This is a genomic window from Seohaeicola sp. (genome assembly GCF_048006315.1).
Classification (GTDB): Bacteria; Pseudomonadota; Alphaproteobacteria; order Rhodobacterales; family Rhodobacteraceae; genus Seohaeicola.
On record NZ_CP180350.1, the window covers coordinates 1,466,766 to 1,485,920 of the forward strand.

Consider the following 19,155-nt stretch of genomic DNA (forward strand, 5'->3'; position numbering starts at 1 on the left):
CCTCTGGTGATGTGATGCGGGCACGGTGTCGCGCCCGCGCCGTGATGTGGATGGCGCGACCTCGTCAGAGGCCGCGCCACAAGGACTTACTTGTCCAGGTCGGCGTTGTAGAACAGGCCGATCAGCGTGTCGTAGTTGCCGTCACCCATCGGGCTTTCGGCCATCAGGCCCTTCATGCGGCCCCAGGTCTTTTCGCGGGCTGCGGCCAGGTAGTTGGCGCGGGCCTCACCCTGCAGCTCGACCACTTTCATGCCGCCGGCTTCAAGGGCTGCGAAATCCTGATCGCGCTTGAGGCGCAGCGCCTCGACCGATTCTTTCTCATGCTCGATCGCGGTATCCTGCAGGATCTTCTTGGCTTCGTCCGACAGGCTGTTCCACTTTTCCAGGTTCACGATCACACCAAGGTCGGTCGAGAAGAAGTTGGGCTCGACCCGGTAGTTCAGGAACTCGTTCCACTTGAGGTCGATCAGGCCGATCTGGGTCCAGCCGGTCGCATCGACCACGCCACGCTCAAGCCCGGCATAGACTTCGGTGGTGGGCAGGTCGATCACCTGCGCGCCAAGGTATTCGGTGAAGAAGGCGTTGTAGACCGCGTTGCCGCGCAGCTTGATGCCCGACACGTCCAGATTGCCGTTCGCATCCAGCTTGGGCTCGTTCTTCATCCACAGGTTATAGCTGACGCCGCTATCGAACCAGCCCAGGTATTTCACGCCCATCTTCGCCTGGTGGATCTCGTCGATCAGGGCGATGCCGCCGTTTTCACGGGCTTCGATCGCGGTCAGGTTCGATGCGACCAGCGCATCCTTCTCGGGCAGCGCGCCACCGTAGAAGCTGCCGGGGGTGTAGACCATGTCCACGATCCCGTCGCGCACGGCATCGGGCTGCTGGAACATGCCGATCGCCTCGGGGCCGCCGCGCACTTCGATCTGCACGACACCTTCGCCGGCCTTGTTCACCTTGTCGACGAACTGCAGGAAGGACTGGGTATAGATCAGCGTGCCGGGGAAGGCATGCACGGCGGTCAGGGTTTCCTGTGCCGTGGCGACCGCGCCGAACATCGTGGAACCGGCGACAATACCGCCGATGAGGGTCATTTTCATCGTTCTCTCTCCTTTTTCGGGGGCAGGCCCCCGCCCTGTTGAAGGCGCCCTTGCAGGGTCACCCGATTGGTGCCGCGCGCCCCATCAGGCGCGCGCGGGTCTTTCAAGTCTCGTGCGGCAGCATGGCGTAGGGCGCATGTTGCGCACGATTGACGCGGAAGGCCGCGATCTCGCGGCCATGGCTGGCGGTCATGTCGATATCGTCCCAGCCGTTGATCAGCTTCAAACGCCAGACCGGATCCAGATCGAAGGGCATGACCTCGTTCCCGATGCGGATCACGCAGTCGTTCAGATCGACGGTCATCGCAGCATCGCCATCACCCAGCCGGGCGATCAGCGCCTCGATCAGGTCCTCGGGCAGGCGCGCGGGCAACAGGCCGTTGTTGACCGCGTTCGATGCGAAGATATCGCCGAAACTGGGTGCGACCACGGCCTTGATGCCGAAATCCACCAGCGCATAGACCGCCGCCTCGCGCGAGGAGCCGGAGCCGAAGTTGCGGCGGGTGACGAGGATGCTGGCCTCGGGGTGGCGGTTCAGGGCCATGTCGGGGCGCGGCGCGCCCTCGGCGTCAAAGCGCAGATCGTGCAGCAGGTAAGGGCAATAGCCATCCTTGCGCGGCACCGACATGAACCGCGCCGGGATCAGCTGATCGGTGTCGATATTGTCCTGCGGCAGGGCCACGGCGCGACCGTCGATGATGTTCCAACCCGCCATGATCATACGCGCCCTTCCAGCAGGGGGCGCACATCGCTGAGCGTGCCGGTGACGGCGGCGGCTGCCACCATGGCGGGGCTCATCAGGTGGGTGCGTGCGCCGCGCCCCTGACGGCCCTTGAAATTGCGGTTGGTCGATGAGGCGCAACGCTTGCCGGGCGCCACCAGATCGCCATTCATGCCGACGCACATGGAACAGCCCGCATCGACCCAATCCAGACCGGCTTGCGTGAAGATACTGTCCAGCCCTTCCTGTTCCGCCTGCGCCTTGATCAGGGCCGAACCGGGCGAGACGAGGCCCGGCACCTTGGCCTTGCGGCCTGCCAGAACGGCGGCGGCCATGCGCAGATCCTCGATCCGGCCATTGGTGCAGGACCCGATGAAGACCTGATCGACAGGCGTGCCCTCGATCCGCTGGCCGGGGGTCAACCCCATGTAGTCCATCGCCGCGCGGGCCTGATCAGCGCGCGCGCCTTCCAGCCGGTCGGGATCGGGCAGGCTTGCGGTGATCGGCAAGGCCTCTTCCGGGCTGGTGCCCCAGGTGACGGTGGGGGCAATCGCCGCGCCATCGATCGTGACCTCGCGGTCGAATACAGCGCCCTCATCAGAAACCAGCGCCCGCCAGTCCGCCACGGCCCTGTCCCAATCCGCCCCCGCAGGCGCGAAAGGGCGGCCCTTGATATAGGCGAAGGTCACATCGTCCGGGGCGACCATGCCGCAGCGCGCGCCGCCCTCGATGGACAGGTTGCACAGCGTCATGCGCCCCTCCATCGACAGCGCCCTGACCACCGGCCCGGCATATTCGATGGCATGGCCACGCGCACCATCCGCGCCCAGCTCGGCGATCCAGGACAATGCCAGGTCCTTGGCCGTGACCGACGGCCCCAATTTCCCGGTCACGGTGATCCGCATGGTTTTCGGACGCTTCTGCCAGATCGTCTGCGTCGCCAGGACATGCGCCACTTCGGTTGCGCCGATCCCGAAGGCCAGCGCCCCGAAGGCTCCGTGAGTGGAGGTATGGCTGTCGCCGCAATTGATCAGCAGTCCCGGCAGGGTCAACCCCTGCTCGGGCCCCATGACATGCACGATACCCTGACGCGGGTCGCGCATCCCGAAACAGCGGATGCCGTGGCGGGCGGTGTTCTCTTCCAGCGTGCGGATCATCCGGGCGATATCCGGGTCTGCGATCCTGTCGCGGTTGCGCGTGGGCGCATAATGATCGACCACGCCGATGGTCAGCGCAGGCTCTGCCACAGGCAGGCCCCGCTCGGCCAGCTTGGCGAACGCATGGTGGGACCCTTCGTGCACAAGGTGCCGATCCACCCACAGCAGGCAGGCGCCATCCTCTCGCCGCAGCACCTGATGGGCCTCCCAAAGCTTGTCGAACAATGTGCGGGCGGGCGCGTTCATTCCGCCGCCTCCCGACTGGCGGGATCGCCGATCACGGGTTCCCAATGGCGCGACGCCCCCTGGCCGACCCTGTTCAGGGTCATTTCCAGGCGGAAGGCATCCGCGCGATAAAGGGCAGACAGGTATTCGACCCCCTGCCCGTTCACGTCCCGCACGACACGGCGCAGCGACAGCAGGGCAGAACCGACCGAGACGCCCAGCGCCTCGGCCACATCGGGGGATGCCAGGGTGGCCGTCACCGACTGATGCGCGGCATCGACCTGCACGCCGGAACGTTCCAGCAGGCGGAACAGAGGTGTCGTCGCAAGATCGGCCTCGGTGTAATTGGCGGCGATGGCCTCGGGCACATAGGTGGTCAGATGCGAAAACGGCCGCCCGTCGACAAGGCGCACGCGGACCGCGGTCTGCACCCGCGCCCCATCGGGCAGGGCCATGGCCTTGGCCACCACCTCGGGGGCAGGCCCGTAGGAAAAGGACAAAAGCCGCGCCGTGGTGGCCTGACCCATGGCCACAAGCTGCGGGATCAGGGTGGTGAAATCGGCCGCCAGAGGGGCTGCCGCACCATCGGGGGCGCGCACGACACTGCCGCTGCCGACGCGCTTTTCGATCAACCCATCGGCGCACAGCGCCTCAAGCGCGCGGCGGATCGTAACACGCGAGACAGCATGCACTTCGGCCAGCCGCTGCTCGCCCGGCAGGCTGACGCCGGGGGCATAGGTACCGTTCGAGATGTCATCGCGCAGCAGCAGATAGACCCTGCGCGCCTTGCCACCTTCCGGAAGACCTGCTCTGCCCTGCGTGTCCAAACCAATCCCCCAAACCACCGCCCAAACGGGCCGGATTCGCACTCAACCGTATCAACGGTTTTTCGAAAAGCAAGTAATCCGTCACTTCAGAGCGCAAATATTTGAGCTTTCCAGATACCACTATCTGTATTACCAAAGATACAGATTTTCAGGAGGACGGACGCTATGCCGATTATCGAGGCGCATGTTCTTGAGGGCTATGACAATGATGCGAAAACGCGTCTTGGCAAGGCTTTGACCGATGCGGTGCAGCTTGTCGTTCCAGCCGCACCCGACGCGATCACCGTGATTCTGCACGAGATGCCGCGCGCCCATTACATGCGCGGCGGCACCCATCGCAGCGGTGCGCCCGCCCTGCCCGATCCTTGTGCACTTGTGCGCGACTATCTGGCGGCGATGGAGGCGCGCGATCTGGACCGCGCCCACGCCATGCTGGGGGCGGGGTTCGTGATGAACTTTCCCGGCGCATCCGGCCTGACCACGCTGGAAGAGCTGATCGCATGGTCGAAACCGCGCTATCGTTTCGTCAAGAAAACCTATGACGGGTTCGAGGCCCTGCAGGGCGATGGTCATGCCGTCGTCTATTCGCGCGGCACGCTTTACGGCGAATGGCCCGATGGCACGGCGTTCGAGGGCATCCGCTTCATCGACCGGTTCGAGGTCACGGCGGGCAAGATCACCCGTCAGGATGTCTGGAACGACATCGCCGAAGTCAAATCCGCAGGAACACCCAACGCATGACCCAGACCGCAGATATCGACCCGATCACCCTGGCCGTCCTGGCAGGCCGGATGGAACAGATCGCCGACGAGATGGACGCGACCCTGTTCCGCGCCGCCTTCAACCCGATCATCGCCGAGGCACATGATGCCTCGCACGGCCTTTATCACGCGGTCAGCGGCGACACCCTAGTGCAGGGCAAGTCGGGTCTGCCAATCTTCGTGGGCGTCATGTCATTCGCGGTGAAGGCGGTGATCGACAAGGCGGCCGAGCATGGAGAGATCCGCGACGGCGACATCTACATCTTCAACGATGCGCATCTGGGCGGCACCCATCTGTCGGACATGCGTCTGGTGCGCCCTTATTTCCGGGATGGGCAGTTGTTCTGCTATCTGGCGTCTGTCGGGCATTGGCATGATGTGGGGGGCGCGGTTCCCGGCAACTACAACCCCGCCGCCACCGATGCCTTTCAGGAGGCGTTTGTGCTGCCGCCCGTGCGCCTTGCGCGGGACGGCGAGGTGAATACCGACATCATCGACATCCTGATGCGCAACACCCGCCTGCCGCAATCGGCCATGGGCGATCTGAACGGGCAGTTGGGCGCGCTTGATCTGGGCGTGCGGCGGATGGATGAGCTGCTGGACGAATACGGCGCGGACACCGTGCGCGCGGCACTTGATGCGCTGGGCCACCGGGCCGAGGCGCTGATGCGCGCCGAGCTTTCCGCCCTGCCCGATGGGCGTTGGGAAGCGGTGGATTACCTGGACAATGACGGGATTACCGACGTGGCCCTGCCGATCAAGGTCGCGCTTGAGATCAAGGGCGACCGGATGGTTCTGGATTTTGCGGGCACCGCACCGCGCTGTGCGGGGCCGGTGAACATCGCGCTGCCCACGGCGGTGGCGACCGCCTATGTGGCGATCAAGCATATCTTTCCGGCCCTGCCCGCCAATGCGGGTGTGATGCGGCCCATTGATGTGCGTATCCCGGAAGGATCGCTGCTGGCCGCCGAATTCCCCGCCCCCGTCGGCGGTTATACCGAAACGATCCTGCGCATGATCGACGTGATCTTTGCCGCCGCCGGGCAGGCCGCGCCCGACCGCGTGGTGGCCAATGCCTATGGCACGATCAACGCGCTGTCGATCGCGGGCAAGCGCAAGAACGGCCAGCCCTGGGTGATGTTCAGCTTTTACGGCGGCGGGCATGGCGGATCGCCGGAAGGCGACGGGTTGAACCACGGCAACGCGCCGATTTCCACCGCGACGATCCCGCCGATGGAGATTCTGGAAGCCGCCTATCCGGTGATGTTCCGCAAATGGGCGCTGCGCCCGGACAGCGCCGGGGCCGGTGCCCATCGCGGCGGTCTTGGGGCGGTCTACGAGATCGAAGTGCTGGAGGAGAACGGCGCCGAGGCCTTCCTGTTCGGAGAGCGTGGGCGCTTTGCACCCAAGGGGGCCGCAGGTGGCGGCGAGGCGGCGTTGAACGTCTTTTCCTATGAGCAGGCTGATGGGTGGCATCACCCGCCGCTGGCCTCGAAAATGCGCGGGATCAAGCTGACCCAGGGACAGGCCGTGCGGTTGGAAACTCCCGGTGGCGGCGGTTATGGCAAGGCGGCGGATCGTGACCCCAAGGCCGTTGCGCATGACGTGGCGCTGGGACTGATCAGCGCCGAAGAGGCCGACAAGGCCTATGGCGACGCATGGAAAGGGGCGCAGGCATGAGCGAGGCAACAATCGCGGGCCGCATGATCGGCGTCGATGTGGGCGGCACATTCACGGACGTCTTCGTGCTGGACGAGGCCGCAGGCACCGCCACCGTCGCCAAGGTGCCGACCACCCGCCCCGACCAGTCGGGCGGTTTTCTTGACGGGATCGGGCGGCAGGTGTCGGACCTGTCAAGCGTCGCCGTCGTCGTGCATGGCACCACGGCGGGAACCAATGCCTTGCTGGAACGCAAGGGCGCCAAGATCGGCGTGATCACCACCGAAGGGCTGCGCGACGTGCTGGAAATGCGCCGCCGCGACCGGCCCCGGACATGGGGGCTGCGCGGGGATTTCACGCCCGTGGTGCCGCGCGACCTGCGCCTCGAGGTGCCGGAACGCACGCTGGCAGATGGCACGATCCGCACGCCCGTCGATCTGGACGCGGTGCGCGCGGCGGCCCAAACCCTTCTGGATCAGGGCTGCGCCGCTGTCGCGGTGATGTTTGCCAATGCCTATGCCAACCCTGCCAACGAGGCGGCGGCGGTGGCGGCGATCCGCGAGATCTGGCCGAACCCGCATGTCTCGGCCTCCTCCGAGATCCTGCCGGAGATCCGCGAGTTCGAGCGGTTTTCGACCACGGCGCTGAATGCCTATCTGCAACCTGAGGTATCGGGCTACCTGGATCGTCTGGAAACCGCGCTGAAGGCAGGCGGGTTCGGGGGCGAGTTCATGATCGTGCAGTCGAATGGCGGGGTGATGGCGGTGGATACCGCCTGCCGTCTGCCGGTGCGCACGGCCCTGTCGGGGCCTGCGGCTGGCGTCATCGCGGCGGCTTATATCGCGCAGACCGCAGGCTTTCCCGATGTCATCACCGGCGATATGGGCGGGACCAGTTTCGACGTCTCGCTGATCGCGGGCGGGCAGTCGATGCTGTCGCCCCAGACCTCGATCGATTTCGGGATGGTCGTGCGATCCCCGATGATCGAGATCACGACGATCGGCGCGGGCGGTGGCTCGATCGCCTGGGTGGACAAGGGCGGGTTGCTGATGATCGGGCCGGAAAGTGCCGGATCGAACCCAGGCCCGGTGGCTTACGGCCTTGGCAATACGCGCCCCACTGTGACGGATGCGAATGTGGTGCTGGGCCGGATCGACCCGGACAATCCCATCGGCGGCAAGCTGACACGGCTGGATGTGGAAGCGGCGGCGCGCGCGATTGACGAACATGTGGGCCAGCCCCTGGGCCTGTCCACGCTGGCGGCGGCGGAGGCGATCCTGCGGGTCGCCAACAGCCGCATGGCGGGGGCGATCCGCCTGGTCAGCATCGAACGGGGGTTTGATCCAAAACGCTTTGCCTTCATGCCCTTCGGCGGCGGCGGCGCGCTGCATTCCGGCGCGATGCTGGCGGATGTGGGTCTGGCCCGCGCGATTGTACCGCGCTATCCGGGTGTGACCTCGGCCATGGGCTGCGTGATCGCCGATATGCGTCAGGATTTCGTGCAGACGATCAACGCCATGGTGGACGGCCTGGACGAGGCCGCGCTGGCCGGTTACATGCAGACCCACATGGAACAGGGCCTGGCCATGCTGGACGCGGCGCAGACCCGGTTCGAGGCGCGCGAGACCACGTTCGAACTGGACATGGCCTATGTCGGGCAGACCCATACCGTCGCCGTGCCGCTGCCCGTGACTATCACGGATGGCCGCGTGGTGCCGCCCACCCGCGCCCAGATCGCCGCGGCCTTCGATGCCGCCTACAAGGCCACCTATGGCCGCCTGCTGCCCAAGGGCGCGCGCCGGGTGATGAACCTGCGCTCTGCCGTGACGGGACGGCGGCCCAAATTCGACCTGGCCACCCTGGCCCCGCGCGGGACAGGCACGGCCGAGCAGGCACACAAAGGATCGCGTGCCGTGCATTTCGGTGATCAGTGGCATGACACCACCATCTACAACCGGCTCGACCTGCCTGTCGGGACCGTGATCCATGGCCCCGCCATCCTGGAACAGCCGGATACGACGGTCTTGATCGAACCGGGGCTGACAGGCACGGTCGATACCTATGGCAACACCATCATCACACGGCAGGAGGTTTGATCCATGGGCGCGATGAGCACGATTGATCCCAAGCGCACCGCGCTTTTGACCATTGATCTGCAAAACGACTTTCTGCATCCCGAAGGCGCCTATGGCCGCGCCGGGCAAGGGGCGGATGCGATTGCCGCCCTGCCCGCCCGCGTGGCCCCGGTGCGCGACGCACTGCGCGCCAAGGGCGGCACCTATGTGTCGGCGCAGTTCACGCTGGTGCCCGGACCGGGTGGCGAGCCCCTGATCGCACCACATCTCAAACAGCTGCGGCCTTTCCTGACGAAGGGCGATTTCGCGCCGGGCGGGTTCGGGCACAGCCTTGTGGATCGCTTAGCCCCTGCGGATTACACCGTTGAAAAGGTGGCCTATTCCGCCTTCTACCAAACCCGGCTGGAATATATCCTGCGCGCTTTGGGGATTGATACGCTGATCGTCGGCGGGATCGTCACCAATGGCGGGGTGGCCAGCACCCTGCGCGACGCGCATCTGCGCAACATCGAGACGGTCATGCTGTCGGATGGCTGCGCCGCCTTCAAGTCCGAGGTGCATGAGGCGACGCTGATCTCGCTGGGGACCGTCACCCATGTCATGAGCTGCGCTGACACCATCGCCCTGCTGGAGGCCGCGACATGAGCCTGCGCGCCCGCCTGAGTGCCCCCGAGATCCTGATCGCCCCCGGCGTCTATGACGGGTTGACCGCGACCCTGGCCGAACAGGCCGGGTTCGAGGCGCTGTATCTGTCCGGCGCGGCCGTCGCCTATACACGTCTGGGACGGCCCGATATCGGCCTGACCTCGGTCTCGGAAATGGCCGATACGATGGCCCTGATCCGCGACCGCACCGCGCTGCCGGTGATCATCGACGCCGATACGGGCTTTGGCAATGCGCTGAACGCGCAGCGCACCATGCGGCTTTATGAACGCGCGGGGGCCTCGGCCCTGCAGGTCGAGGATCAGACATACCCGAAGCGCTGCGGCCATCTGGCCGACAAGTCCCTTATCTCGGCCGCTGAAATGGCCGGCAAGATCGCCGCCATGGCGGATGCGCGCGCGCATGACGCCACGTTGATCATCGCGCGCACCGATGCCATCGCGGTCGAAGGGTTCGACGCCGCCATGGACCGGGCCGAGGCCTATGTGGCAGCCGGGGCCGATGTGCTCTTCATCGAAGCACCGCGTTCGGGCGAACAGCTGGCGCGCATCGCGCAGACCTTCAAGGGCCGGGTGCCGCTGCTGGCGAACATGGTCGAGGGTGGGCATACGCCGATCACCTCGGCCGCGGATCTGCAGTCCATCGGCTTCGACATCGTGATCTTTCCGGGCGGAATCGTGCGGGCGCTGGCGCGCACCGCGCAGGACTACTACGCGAGCCTGCGCGCCAACGGGTCAAATACGCCCTTTGCGGACCGGATGTTCGATTTCGACGGGCTGAACGCCTGCATCGGCACACCCGAGATGCTGGCCCTTGGTCAGCGTTTCGACGGGCAGGACAAGGGTTGAACCATGACCATCGCACCCAGCCCCGAAGGTGGCTTCGACCTTGAGGTGCAGACCCTGATCATCGGGGCCGGTGCCTGCGGCATGGTGGCGGCGCTGGCCGCGCGGGAAGCCGGGCAAGAGGTGCTGGTGATCGAGGCCGATCCCCTGCCGCGCGGGTCCACCGCGCTGTCGGCGGGCCTGATCCCCGCGGCGGGGACATCGTTTCAGGCGGCGGCAGGGATTGCCGATGATGCCGCGCTTTTTGCCGCCGACATCCAGCGCAAGGCGCATGACGAGAATGACCCCGATCTGGTCGCGGCTTTGGCCAACGGGTCGGGTCCGGCGATCGACTGGCTGGCGGAGCGGTTCGGCCTGCCGTTCTCGGTGGTGACGGATTTCGACTATCCCGGCCATTCGCGGCGCCGGATGCACGGGCTGCCCACGCGATCGGGCGCGGAACTGGTGGACCGGCTGCGCCAGACCTGCGAGGCGGAAGGGATCGACATCATCTGCGAACGCCGCGCGACGGTTCTGCACCACGCAGGCCGGACGGTCACCGGCGTGACGGTCACCCTGCCCGATGGCAGCGCCGAAACCATCGGATGTGCGCGGTTGATCCTTGCCTGCAACGGCTATGGCGGCAACCGGACAATGGTGGCCGAACACATGCCCGCGATCAGCGAGGCGCTGTGGTTCGGGCATGACGGCAACCGGGGCGAGGCGGTGCTGTGGGGTCAGGCCCTTGGCGCAGGGACCCGGCATCTGGGCGCCTACCAGGGACATGGAAATGTCGCCCATCCGCATGGCATCCTGATCACCTGGGCGGTGATCACCGAAGGCGGCGTGCAGGTGAACCTTGACGGCCACCGCTTCTGGAACGAGGCGCAGGGCTATTCCGAGGCCGCCCGCGCCGTGATGGGCCAGCCGCAGGGTCAGGCCTGGGCTGTCTTCGACAGCCGCATCGCGGGGATTGCCCGGCAATTCGCCGATTTCCAGGCCGCCGAGGCACAAGGCGCGATCAAGACGGCCGACACCGTCACGGAGCTGGCCGCGGTCATGGGCCTGCCCGCCGATGCGCTGGCCGACACATTGGCCAATATCCCGCAGGGGGGCACCGATGCCTTTGGCCGGACCTTTGCCACCCCGCCCCTGACACCCCCCTATGCCGCCGTGCGCGTGACGGGGGCGCTGTTTCACACGCAGGGCGGGCTTGATGTGACTGGCACAGGCCGCGTGCGCCATCAGGACGGCACGGTATTCCCCAACCTGCATGCGGCGGGCGGTGCCGCCTGCGGCGTGTCGGGCACGGCCGACAGCGGCTATCTGTCCGGCAACGGGCTGCTGAGCGCGGTGGTGCTGGGGCGGGCCGCCGGGGCAGACTGGCCGGCGTGACACCGGGGTGTTTGGCAGGCCAACTGCCACGTTTGCAGGCATCTGCCTGTCTTCGCTGCAGCGCAGCGCGACATTTCGCCGTTGATCACCTGTCTGTCATTGCGGGAATCACGGGTGCAGCGTAGGCCGCAAGACATGAGCACACGCGCCCGCCTGACCCGACCCGATTGGCTGCTGGCCGGCTTCAAGGCCCTGGCAGAGGCTGGGCCAGTGGCGTTGAAGGCCGAACCGATGGCACGGCGGCTGGGCACCACCAAGGGTTCGTTCTACTGGCATTTCGCGGATGTGCCGGATTTTCACCGCCAGATGCTGTCGCTGTGGGCCGAAGGGGCGCTGGATCATATCCCGTCGCTTCTGGCGGATCAGCCGACCCCCGTGGCACGGCTGCGACGACTGGGACAGGTCGTGGCGGGGGGCGGTCATCCTGTTCTGGGCGATCTGACGGTAGAACCCGCGATACGTGCCTGGGCCCGCGAGGACGCCACCGTGGCCGAGGTTCTGGCCCGCGTCGACACCGCCCGCATGGCGCATGTGCAGCAGCTTCTGACAGAGGTCGAGATCACCAACCCCGAGATGGCGCGGATCATCTACGCGGCCCATGTGGGTATGCAGGATCTGGCCGCTCGTGACGGGCGCGACAATGCGGGCCCGATGGGATCATTGGTCGACCTGGTGCTGGCGCTGCGATGATCCGGTCTCAGCCCTGCGCGCTGCGCCGGGCGAAAGCATCCACAAAACGCTGACGCGCCTCGGGCAGGGGCTTGTTGCCCATGGCGGGTGCCAGATGTTCGCGCAGGAAATGGCCGGTGGTGCGCAGGCCTTCCGCGATCTCGTGATCAGGGGCGGGACCGTGCCCCATCAAGCAGGGCGGCAGGGGCAACAGACGGTCCGCCCAGTCGCCCGCCCCCGCCCGCGACACCGCGCGCCCCGAGCGCGGCGAGACATAACTCAGGTCATTGGCCCCATGTCCCAGCACGGCGCAGGTGCTCAGGTCCAGGCCAAACCCGGCCTCTTCCAGCAGCGCCAGTTCCCATTGCAGATAGGCCAGCGGCCAAAGGTCCTGATCCCCCAGCAGATCCAGAAGCGCCTCGCTGCGCGCATAAAGCACCGGATGGCCTTCGCGTTCGGGCAGCGCGAACAAGAGCAAGGCTGTAACCGCGTTCAGCCCTGCAAGGGCCTGCCTGTCGGAGAGGGCCGCCGCCGCGCGGCTGCGCAGGGGTTCGACGGTGTAACTGCCGATGTGATCCTCAAGCCGCGCGCGCCATGTCACGTCAAGCTGCGCGCCCGGCTGCAGGATCGGTGCGATCTTGCGGCTTGCTCCGCCCCGCACCACACCTGCATGGCGGCCGTGTTCACGGGTGAATACCTCGATGATGGCCGCGGATTCCCCGTGCCGTCTGCTGCTCAGCAATATCCCCTGATCGCGCCAGTCCATCGCCTGACTATAGGCCCTGCCGTCAGTCCGACAATCCCGGTTCGTCCAGCAGATGCCTGCCCTGTCGATCCTCGACCTCGATCACCCAGACATCGCGGTCGCGGTCGCGCTGGCGGCGCAGGGCGGCGTCCACCGCGGCCTCGTCCCCCTCGGCCAGAACGACCCATGCGCGCGCGCCCAACATCAGATCGAAGGATCGCTGAAACGCGACGGCGCGTCCGTCCAGCGTGTTCAGCTTGACCAGAACCGCGCCCGCACTGTCATCGCCATGCGCCACCACGAAACCCGGAATATCGGCCAGGCGCAGCCGCGCCAAATAGGCCGACACCCAGAAACTTGCGGTCAAGCGATCCGACATGGCACGCCCCCTGCTTCCTTGTTCCCAAAACACTCAATGCGCGGCAGTGTCCGGGCTCAGGCGTTCCCGTCCTTGAAATCCAGCCCCATCTCGGAATAGCGCTCGGCCTCGTCCAGCCAGCCGGAGCGCACCTTGACCTGCAGGAACAGGTGCACCTTGCGGCCCAGGAATTCCTCCATCTCGGCGCGGGCGGCCTGGCCAACAGCCTTGATCGTCTCGCCCTTGTTGCCCAGCACGATGCCCTTGTGGCCGTCGCGGATCACATAGACCACCTGATCGATACGGGCCGAGCCGTCCTTGCGCTCTTCCCAGTTCTCGGTCTCGACCGTCAGCTGATAGGGCAATTCCTGATGCAGGCGCAGGGTCAGCTTTTCGCGCGTCATCTCGGCCGCGATCATGCGCATCGGCAGATCGGCGATCTGATCCTCGGGGTAGAGCCAGGGGCCTTCGGGCAATTCCCTGGCCAGCCATTCGCGCAACGCCTTCACGCCATGACCCTTTTCGGCCGAGATCATGAAGGTTTCCACGAAGGGAAAACGGTCGTTCAGATCCTTGGTCAGCGCCAGCAGCGCCTCGGATTTCACGCGGTCGATCTTGTTGATCGCCAGCGCCACGGGGCGGCTTTTGCCGATCCCCTCCAGACCTTCAAGGATGCGCTGCACGCCTTCGGTCACGCCGCGATGCGCCTCGACCATAAGCACCACGATATCGGCATCGGCCGCCCCGCCCCACGCAGCCGCCACCATGGCCCGGTCCAGCCGCCGCTTGGGGGCGAAAAGGCCGGGTGTATCGACGAAGACGATCTGCGCATCGCCTTCCATGGCGACCCCGCGGATACGGGCGCGGGTGGTCTGCACCTTGTGGGTGACGATCGAGACCTTGGCCCCCACCATCCGGTTCAGAAGCGTTGATTTGCCTGCGTTCGGCTCGCCGATCAGGGCCACGAATCCTGCGCGTGTCATGCGCTCTCCAATCTGTCCAGCAGGGCCTTTGCCGCCGCCTGTTCCGCCTGCCGCTTGGATCCCGCGGTGGCGCTTTCGCTGTCGCCCGTCTCAAGCTGGGCGGCCATTGTGAAGACCGGGGCATGATCTGGCCCGGACCGTTTCAGTTCAACATATTTCGGCGGCGGCAGGCCACGGGCCTGCGCCCATTCCTGCAACGCGGTCTTGGCGTCGCGGGCATCGTCCTCGACGGCACCGATCCGCTCGCCCCAAAGCCGCAGGATCAGGGCGCGCGCGGGATCGAACCCCGCATCCAGATAGACGGCCGCGATCAGGGCCTCCATCGCATCGCCCAAGAGCGCCAGCTTGCGCCGCCCGCCCGAGATCATCTCGGACCGGCCCAGTTTCAGCACGTCGCCCAGCGCGATCTCTCGGGCGACATCGGCGCAGGCTTCCTTGCGCACCAATGCGTTGTAGCGCGGGGCCAGCTGGCCTTCGGTCGCCTTGGCGTCACGGGCCAGCAGGGCTTCGGCCATCACAAGGCCAAGCACGCGATCGCCCAGGAATTCAAGCCGCTGGTTGTCGTCCCGCGTGGCCGAGGACATCGAGGAATGCGTCACCGCGCGCAGCAGCAGTTCGGGCCGGTCGAAGTGATACCCGATCCGGCCCTCAAGCGCCTTCAGTTCCGCGGAAAGCTTCACTCGATCCCCTTGAAGTAACGGTCGCTGCGCCATGTCCAGAACGCCAGCATAGAGCTGCCCGCAGAGGAGAACATGATCCGGTCGGCGCGGCCGATCAGGTTTTCATAGGGCACGAAACCCACGCCACCCGCCTGCTGCGGGACACGGCTGTCGGTGGAATTGTCGCGGTTGTCGCCCATGAAGAAGAAATGCCCCGCAGGCACGGTATAAAGCGGGGTGTCATCCGAGCTTTGCCGCGCGATGTTCAGCACGATATGGCTGCGCCCGCCCGGCAGGGTTTCGATCTGGCGCGACTTCAGGCAGGCGCCGCCTTCTCCGACCGGGCCATTCTCGCAGCGCGGACGCAGACGCTGGGGACCCTGGGCGGTCATCACCTCTTCGAAGATGCCGTCATCCTCAAGCTGCACGGGCTGGCCATTGATATGCAGCACCCCACCGATCACCTGCACGGTTTCACCGGGCAGCCCCACAAGGCGCTTGATGTAATCCTGCCCGTTCACCGGATGGCGGAAGACCACGACATCGCCGCGCTGCGGCTCGCCCCCGAACAGGCGCGTGTTGTCGCCACCGACAAAGCCGCAGATGTCTTCCGCGTCGATGTTCAGCCCGACCACGGGAATGCGGATCGTGGGGCAGGATGCAAAGGAATAGCCATAGGTCATCTTGTTGACGAACAGGAAATCCCCGATCAGCAATGTCTCTTTCATCGACCCTGACGGGATCCAGAAAGGCTGAAAGAACAGCGTGCGAAAGAGGCCCGCGATCAGGAGGGCATAAACGACGGTCTTGATCGTCTCGATGACGGAATTGCCTTTTTTGGCTTCGGTGGCCATTGGGTCGTGCTCCTGCTCGGGCGGTCTGCGCTACATGAGGGGCGGGGGGGCGCGAGTCAAGCCAAGCTGCGCCCAATGCCGCGCCACTTCCCGCCGGTTTTACCGCTTAGGGGCCTTTTTCGGCGATGGGACGCGCCTCGATCACCACGAAGGCCTGTGCCCAGGGGTGATCGTCGGTCAGGGTGACGTGGATGATCGCCTCGTGCCCCGGCGGTGTCATCTCGCGCAGGCGTTCGGCCGCCCAGCCGGTAACCTGCATCTGCGGCTGGCCGCTGCGCAGGTTCGTGACGGCCATGTCGCGCCAGCTGATGCCCATGCGCAGGCCGGTGCCCAGCGCCTTGGAACAGGCTTCCTTGGCAGCCCAGCGCTTGGCGTAGGTGCCGGCCACATCCTTGCGCCTTTCGGCCTTGGCCTGTTCGACGGGGGTGAAGACGCGGTTGCGGAAACGGTCGCCGAAACGTTCCAGCGTGGCGCTGATGCGGTCGATATTCGCAAGGTCCGTGCCGATGCCCAGGATCATTGCCTTTTCCTTTCTAACCAGCCGCGCTGAACAGCGGAAAACTGACACCCAGCGCCCAGGCCAGCACCAGCCCAAGACCCAGTCCCGCTGCCGCAGCACCGCTGCGCCGGGCAACCCAGCGCCCCATGAGACCATGAATCACATAGAACAGCAGGATGACAGGGGCGATCATCACCAGGAAGAACAGCCTTTCGGGATCCAGCGCCACGGCGATGCCCAGCGAGGCAATAAATCCCAGCCGCACCAGGATGCGTCGCGCCCAGGTGCCATGCCCTGCCCCGCTGACCAGCGCGTCGGCCAGCATGAAGGGCACCGCGCCCAGGATCAGCGCCGCGATGATCCAGCCGCGTTCGACCGTGGGCAGGAAATTCGCACCATAGCGATCCAGCGCAAGACCGAAGACGCCCAGCCCCCAGAGCAACAGGAAACCTGCCGCAGGCCATGACAGCGGGCCGGGCCGCAGGCCGCAGCGCCACAGGATCGCCAGTTGCAGCACACCATAGACAAACAGGTGCACCGCCAGATGATCGGCCACCAGCACCGGCAGGGTCTGCAGGCCCAGCATCACCGCCAGCACCGGGGCCACGGCGGCCGGTATCAGGACGGCAAGCGCAAGCTGCCTGCGGCTGACGGACGGTTGCGCCATGGCGCGCTTCGGCAAGCGGCGCGACAGCGGCCAGGCCAGCGCCACGATTGCGGCCAGCAGCAACGCCAGCCAGCCACCCGTCGCAGGCGGCCTGACATCGCTGGAGCGACCAAAGAACCCGTCCAGCCAGTCCAGCGCCGCCGCTTGCCCGGCCCGGCTGAACAGAACACCCACATGCTCGACACCCGGCGCGACGATAGCCGCGCGCCGGATGGCGCCGTCCGTCACCGTCTGCCCTTCCGCAGCCTGCGGGTCCAGCATCCGCAAGGCGTCAAGGGCAAAGCGGCGCAGGGGCGGCTCGCCCTGCCCGCTGATCAGCAGCATGTCGGCGGGGAAAGCCGGGGTGACGGCCTGCGAGAAGGCGGAAATCGCCACGATCGGGCCGATGCCGGGATCGGCGGCAGCGGTGCGGATGATGATGTCGGTCGCCATCGAATGCCCCAGCAAGGCCACCGGCCCGTCCCAGTCTTCGGCCATGCGGGCGGCGGCGACAACCGCCAAGGTCTGATCGACAAGGCGCATGGTCGTGCCTTCGATCACGGTGACATCACCGGACATCGGCACCGGGTTGCGCCCATGGCCCTGAAAATCGAAGGACCAGACACGATAGCCTGCCCGCGCCAGCGGCAGGGCATAGCCCTGCATCATCTGGCGCGACCCTGCAAATCCATGTGCGACGATCACCAGCGGGCCTTCGGCGCCGGGCAAGGCGGCACGGGTGACGGGTGTCCCAGCCACGCTGATCCTGTCGATCTGCAAACCGGCGCGCGCGCGCTCAAGCTGCCACAAGGCCAGCAGCGCAAGCCCCATGCCCAGCAGCAGGACCGCCTGCCGCCACAGGGTCAAGCGCCGGGCGGCCATGGGATCAGGCCTGTTCGGGGGCGCGGGCCTCGTCCATCAGGCGGCGCATTTCGTGAATGGCCGGGGCCAGCCCGCGAAAGATCGCCTCGCCGATGATGAAATGACCGATGTTCAGCTCCATCACCTCTGGAAAGGCGGCGACGGGTTTCACGGTATCATAGGTCAGGCCATGGCCCACATGCACCTCAAGGCCAAGCGAATGCGCAAAGCTGGACATCTCGCGCAGGGCTTCGAGTTCGCGGTCCCGGTCATCGAAGCGCCCCTCGTGATGGGCATCGCAATAAGCGCCCGAGTGCAGTTCGATCACCTGCGCACCGATCCGGTGCGCGGCCTCGATCTGGCGGGCATCGGCGGCGATGAAGATCGATACGCGGCAGCCCGCCTCGCGCAGGGGCGCGATGAAATGGGCCAGCCGGTTTTCCTCGCGCGCGACTTCAAGCCCGCCCTCGGTCGTGCGTTCCTCGCGCTTTTCGGGCACGATGCAGACAGCATGCGGGCGGTGGCGCAGCGCGATGCGCTGCATTTCCTCGGTCGCGGCCATCTCGAAGTTCAGCGGCACGCGCAGCATCTGCATCAGCCCTTCGATATCGGCGTCCGAGATGTGGCGCCTGTCTTCGCGCAGGTGGGCGGTGATGCCGTCGGCCCCCGCCTCTTCGGCCAGTTTCGCGGCCCGCAGCGGATCAGGCGTGTCCCCGCCACGTGCGTTCCGCACAGTGGCCACATGGTCGATATTCACACCAAGGCGCAGCTTTCCAAGCGGCTTCATCGCAATCTTCCTTTCGGGTCAATCGGTTTTCTGGCGCACCTCGGCCGAGCGCTTGGCCTTGGCCTTGAGTGCCGCAAGCTTTGCCTTGATCGCCCCGCTGCGGCGTTTCTGATAGGCGCGGATCAGCGGGACACTGATGATGTAGCAGATCGTCGCCGCGACAAGGCCCGGAATGATCCCCCCGATCAGATAGGGAAAGAAAACCTCGTCGTAGAAGATCTTGAGGCTGTGCCAGTCGACGGTGGCATCGGTGAACATAGCCATGAAATTGTGTTGCAGCGCCTCGCCCGCATCCATGAACTTGCCGCCCAGCGAGCGCGCGATGTGATCATCGGAATGCGCCGGCGTGCCCAACAGAAAATATCCCATCCGCATCGAGATGACGCCGATCGGGACATAGGTCAGCGGATTGCCGAAGAAGGTCGCCAGCAGGGCCGCCAGGATATTGCCGCGCATCACGAATGCGATGATGGCCGCAGTCAGGAAATGCAGGCCGTAAAAGGGTGTGAAGGTGGTGAACACACCCGCAAAAATGCCGCGGGCGATCTTTTCCGGCGTATCGGGCAGGCGATGCAGGCGGTGGCGGACATATTGCGCCGCACGCGACCAGCCGCCGCGCGGCCAGAAGAATTCGAACACGACCTGCCAGAGCGGACGCTTTTCCCTGCGCTTGAATACCAAGGACCT

The 19,155-nt window shown here is 65.9% G+C and carries 20 protein-coding genes; 7 read left to right on the forward strand and 13 right to left on the reverse strand.

Annotated features, from left to right (window positions below):
- Positions 1-86 precede the first annotated feature (86 nt).
- The 4 genes from dctP to ACMUJL_RS07400 form a co-directional block, all read right to left on the reverse strand.
- The gene (gene dctP / locus ACMUJL_RS07385; RefSeq protein WP_068287284.1) at positions 87-1,100 is read right to left on the reverse strand and encodes a TRAP transporter substrate-binding protein DctP; all 1,014 of its coding nucleotides are present in this window, start codon (positions 1,098-1,100) and stop codon (positions 87-89) included.
- 103 nt (positions 1,101-1,203) lie between these two features.
- Positions 1,204-1,815: a 3-isopropylmalate dehydratase small subunit gene (gene leuD, locus ACMUJL_RS07390; RefSeq protein WP_375569283.1), complete on the reverse strand. Its 612-nt coding sequence runs from the start codon at positions 1,813-1,815 to the stop codon at positions 1,204-1,206.
- A gap of 2 nt (positions 1,816-1,817) precedes the next feature.
- Positions 1,818-3,224: a 3-isopropylmalate dehydratase large subunit gene (gene leuC / locus ACMUJL_RS07395; RefSeq protein ID WP_375569281.1), complete on the reverse strand. Its 1,407-nt coding sequence runs from the start codon at positions 3,222-3,224 to the stop codon at positions 1,818-1,820.
- A complete protein-coding gene (locus ACMUJL_RS07400) occupies positions 3,221-4,030 on the reverse strand; it encodes a GntR family transcriptional regulator (protein ID WP_375569279.1) in 810 nt (269 codons plus the stop codon). Before ACMUJL_RS07400 ends, leuC begins: the two co-directional genes overlap by 4 nt.
- 165 nt (positions 4,031-4,195) lie before the next feature.
- Here ACMUJL_RS07400 and ACMUJL_RS07405 point away from each other — a divergent pair, with 165 nt between their 5' ends.
- The 7 genes from ACMUJL_RS07405 to ACMUJL_RS07435 all read left to right on the forward strand — a co-directional run bounded on the left by ACMUJL_RS07405 (position 4,196) and on the right by ACMUJL_RS07435 (position 12,097).
- Positions 4,196-4,771, forward strand: a complete 576-nt coding sequence (locus tag ACMUJL_RS07405; RefSeq protein ID WP_375569277.1) for a tautomerase family protein — start codon at positions 4,196-4,198, stop codon at positions 4,769-4,771.
- Positions 4,768-6,471 (forward strand): hydantoinase B/oxoprolinase family protein, encoded by a 1,704-nt coding sequence (locus ACMUJL_RS07410; RefSeq protein WP_375569275.1) that lies wholly within the window; start codon positions 4,768-4,770, stop codon positions 6,469-6,471. Before ACMUJL_RS07405 ends, ACMUJL_RS07410 begins: the two co-directional genes overlap by 4 nt.
- Complete coding sequence (locus tag ACMUJL_RS07415) at positions 6,468-8,546, forward strand: hydantoinase/oxoprolinase family protein (RefSeq protein ID WP_375569273.1); 2,079 nt, start codon at positions 6,468-6,470, stop codon at positions 8,544-8,546. The genes ACMUJL_RS07410 and ACMUJL_RS07415 overlap by 4 nt, the downstream gene beginning before the upstream one ends.
- Positions 8,547-8,549: 3 nt before the next feature.
- Positions 8,550-9,170: a cysteine hydrolase family protein gene (locus ACMUJL_RS07420; protein ID WP_375569271.1), complete on the forward strand. Its 621-nt coding sequence runs from the start codon at positions 8,550-8,552 to the stop codon at positions 9,168-9,170.
- Entirely contained in the window at positions 9,167-10,036 is an 870-nt protein-coding gene (locus ACMUJL_RS07425; protein WP_375569269.1) for an isocitrate lyase/PEP mutase family protein, read from the forward strand. The genes ACMUJL_RS07420 and ACMUJL_RS07425 overlap by 4 nt, the downstream gene beginning before the upstream one ends.
- Positions 10,037-10,039: 3 nt before the next feature.
- Entirely contained in the window at positions 10,040-11,407 is a 1,368-nt protein-coding gene (locus tag ACMUJL_RS07430) for an FAD-dependent oxidoreductase (RefSeq protein ID WP_375569267.1), read from the forward strand.
- Positions 11,408-11,542: 135 nt separating this feature from the next.
- Positions 11,543-12,097: a TetR/AcrR family transcriptional regulator gene (locus ACMUJL_RS07435; protein WP_068287260.1), complete on the forward strand. Its 555-nt coding sequence runs from the start codon at positions 11,543-11,545 to the stop codon at positions 12,095-12,097.
- A 7-nt stretch (positions 12,098-12,104) separates the two neighbouring features.
- On the opposite strand, the gene recO is transcribed toward ACMUJL_RS07435, so the two are convergent.
- The 9 genes from recO to ACMUJL_RS07480 all read right to left on the reverse strand — a co-directional run bounded on the left by recO (position 12,105) and on the right by ACMUJL_RS07480 (position 19,149).
- Entirely contained in the window at positions 12,105-12,842 is a 738-nt protein-coding gene (gene recO / locus ACMUJL_RS07440) for a DNA repair protein RecO (protein WP_068287257.1), read from the reverse strand.
- A gap of 22 nt (positions 12,843-12,864) precedes the next feature.
- Positions 12,865-13,200 carry a DUF1491 family protein gene (locus tag ACMUJL_RS07445; RefSeq protein WP_068287254.1) on the reverse strand — a complete coding sequence of 112 codons (336 nt, stop codon included), beginning with the start codon at positions 13,198-13,200 and terminating at the stop codon, positions 12,865-12,867.
- A gap of 56 nt (positions 13,201-13,256) precedes the next feature.
- On the reverse strand, positions 13,257-14,162 hold the full coding sequence (era, locus tag ACMUJL_RS07450; protein ID WP_068287251.1) for a GTPase Era: 906 nt from the start codon (positions 14,160-14,162) through the stop codon (positions 13,257-13,259).
- Positions 14,159-14,842: a ribonuclease III gene (gene rnc, locus ACMUJL_RS07455; RefSeq protein ID WP_068287248.1), complete on the reverse strand. Its 684-nt coding sequence runs from the start codon at positions 14,840-14,842 to the stop codon at positions 14,159-14,161. The genes era and rnc overlap by 4 nt, the downstream gene beginning before the upstream one ends.
- A complete protein-coding gene (lepB, locus tag ACMUJL_RS07460) occupies positions 14,839-15,675 on the reverse strand; it encodes a signal peptidase I (protein WP_068287245.1) in 837 nt (278 codons plus the stop codon). The genes rnc and lepB overlap by 4 nt, the downstream gene beginning before the upstream one ends.
- 106 nt (positions 15,676-15,781) lie before the next feature.
- Positions 15,782-16,195 carry a holo-ACP synthase gene (acpS, locus tag ACMUJL_RS07465; RefSeq protein WP_375569262.1) on the reverse strand — a complete coding sequence of 138 codons (414 nt, stop codon included), beginning with the start codon at positions 16,193-16,195 and terminating at the stop codon, positions 15,782-15,784.
- Positions 16,196-16,208: 13 nt separating this feature from the next.
- Complete coding sequence (locus tag ACMUJL_RS07470; protein ID WP_375569260.1) at positions 16,209-17,702, reverse strand: alpha/beta hydrolase; 1,494 nt, start codon at positions 17,700-17,702, stop codon at positions 16,209-16,211.
- 4 nt (positions 17,703-17,706) lie between these two features.
- Positions 17,707-18,468 (reverse strand): pyridoxine 5'-phosphate synthase, encoded by a 762-nt coding sequence (locus ACMUJL_RS07475; RefSeq protein ID WP_068287240.1) that lies wholly within the window; start codon positions 18,466-18,468, stop codon positions 17,707-17,709.
- Positions 18,469-18,486: 18 nt separating this feature from the next.
- Positions 18,487-19,149 (reverse strand): DUF2062 domain-containing protein, encoded by a 663-nt coding sequence (locus ACMUJL_RS07480; protein WP_375569258.1) that lies wholly within the window; start codon positions 19,147-19,149, stop codon positions 18,487-18,489.
- Positions 19,150-19,155 lie beyond the last annotated feature (6 nt).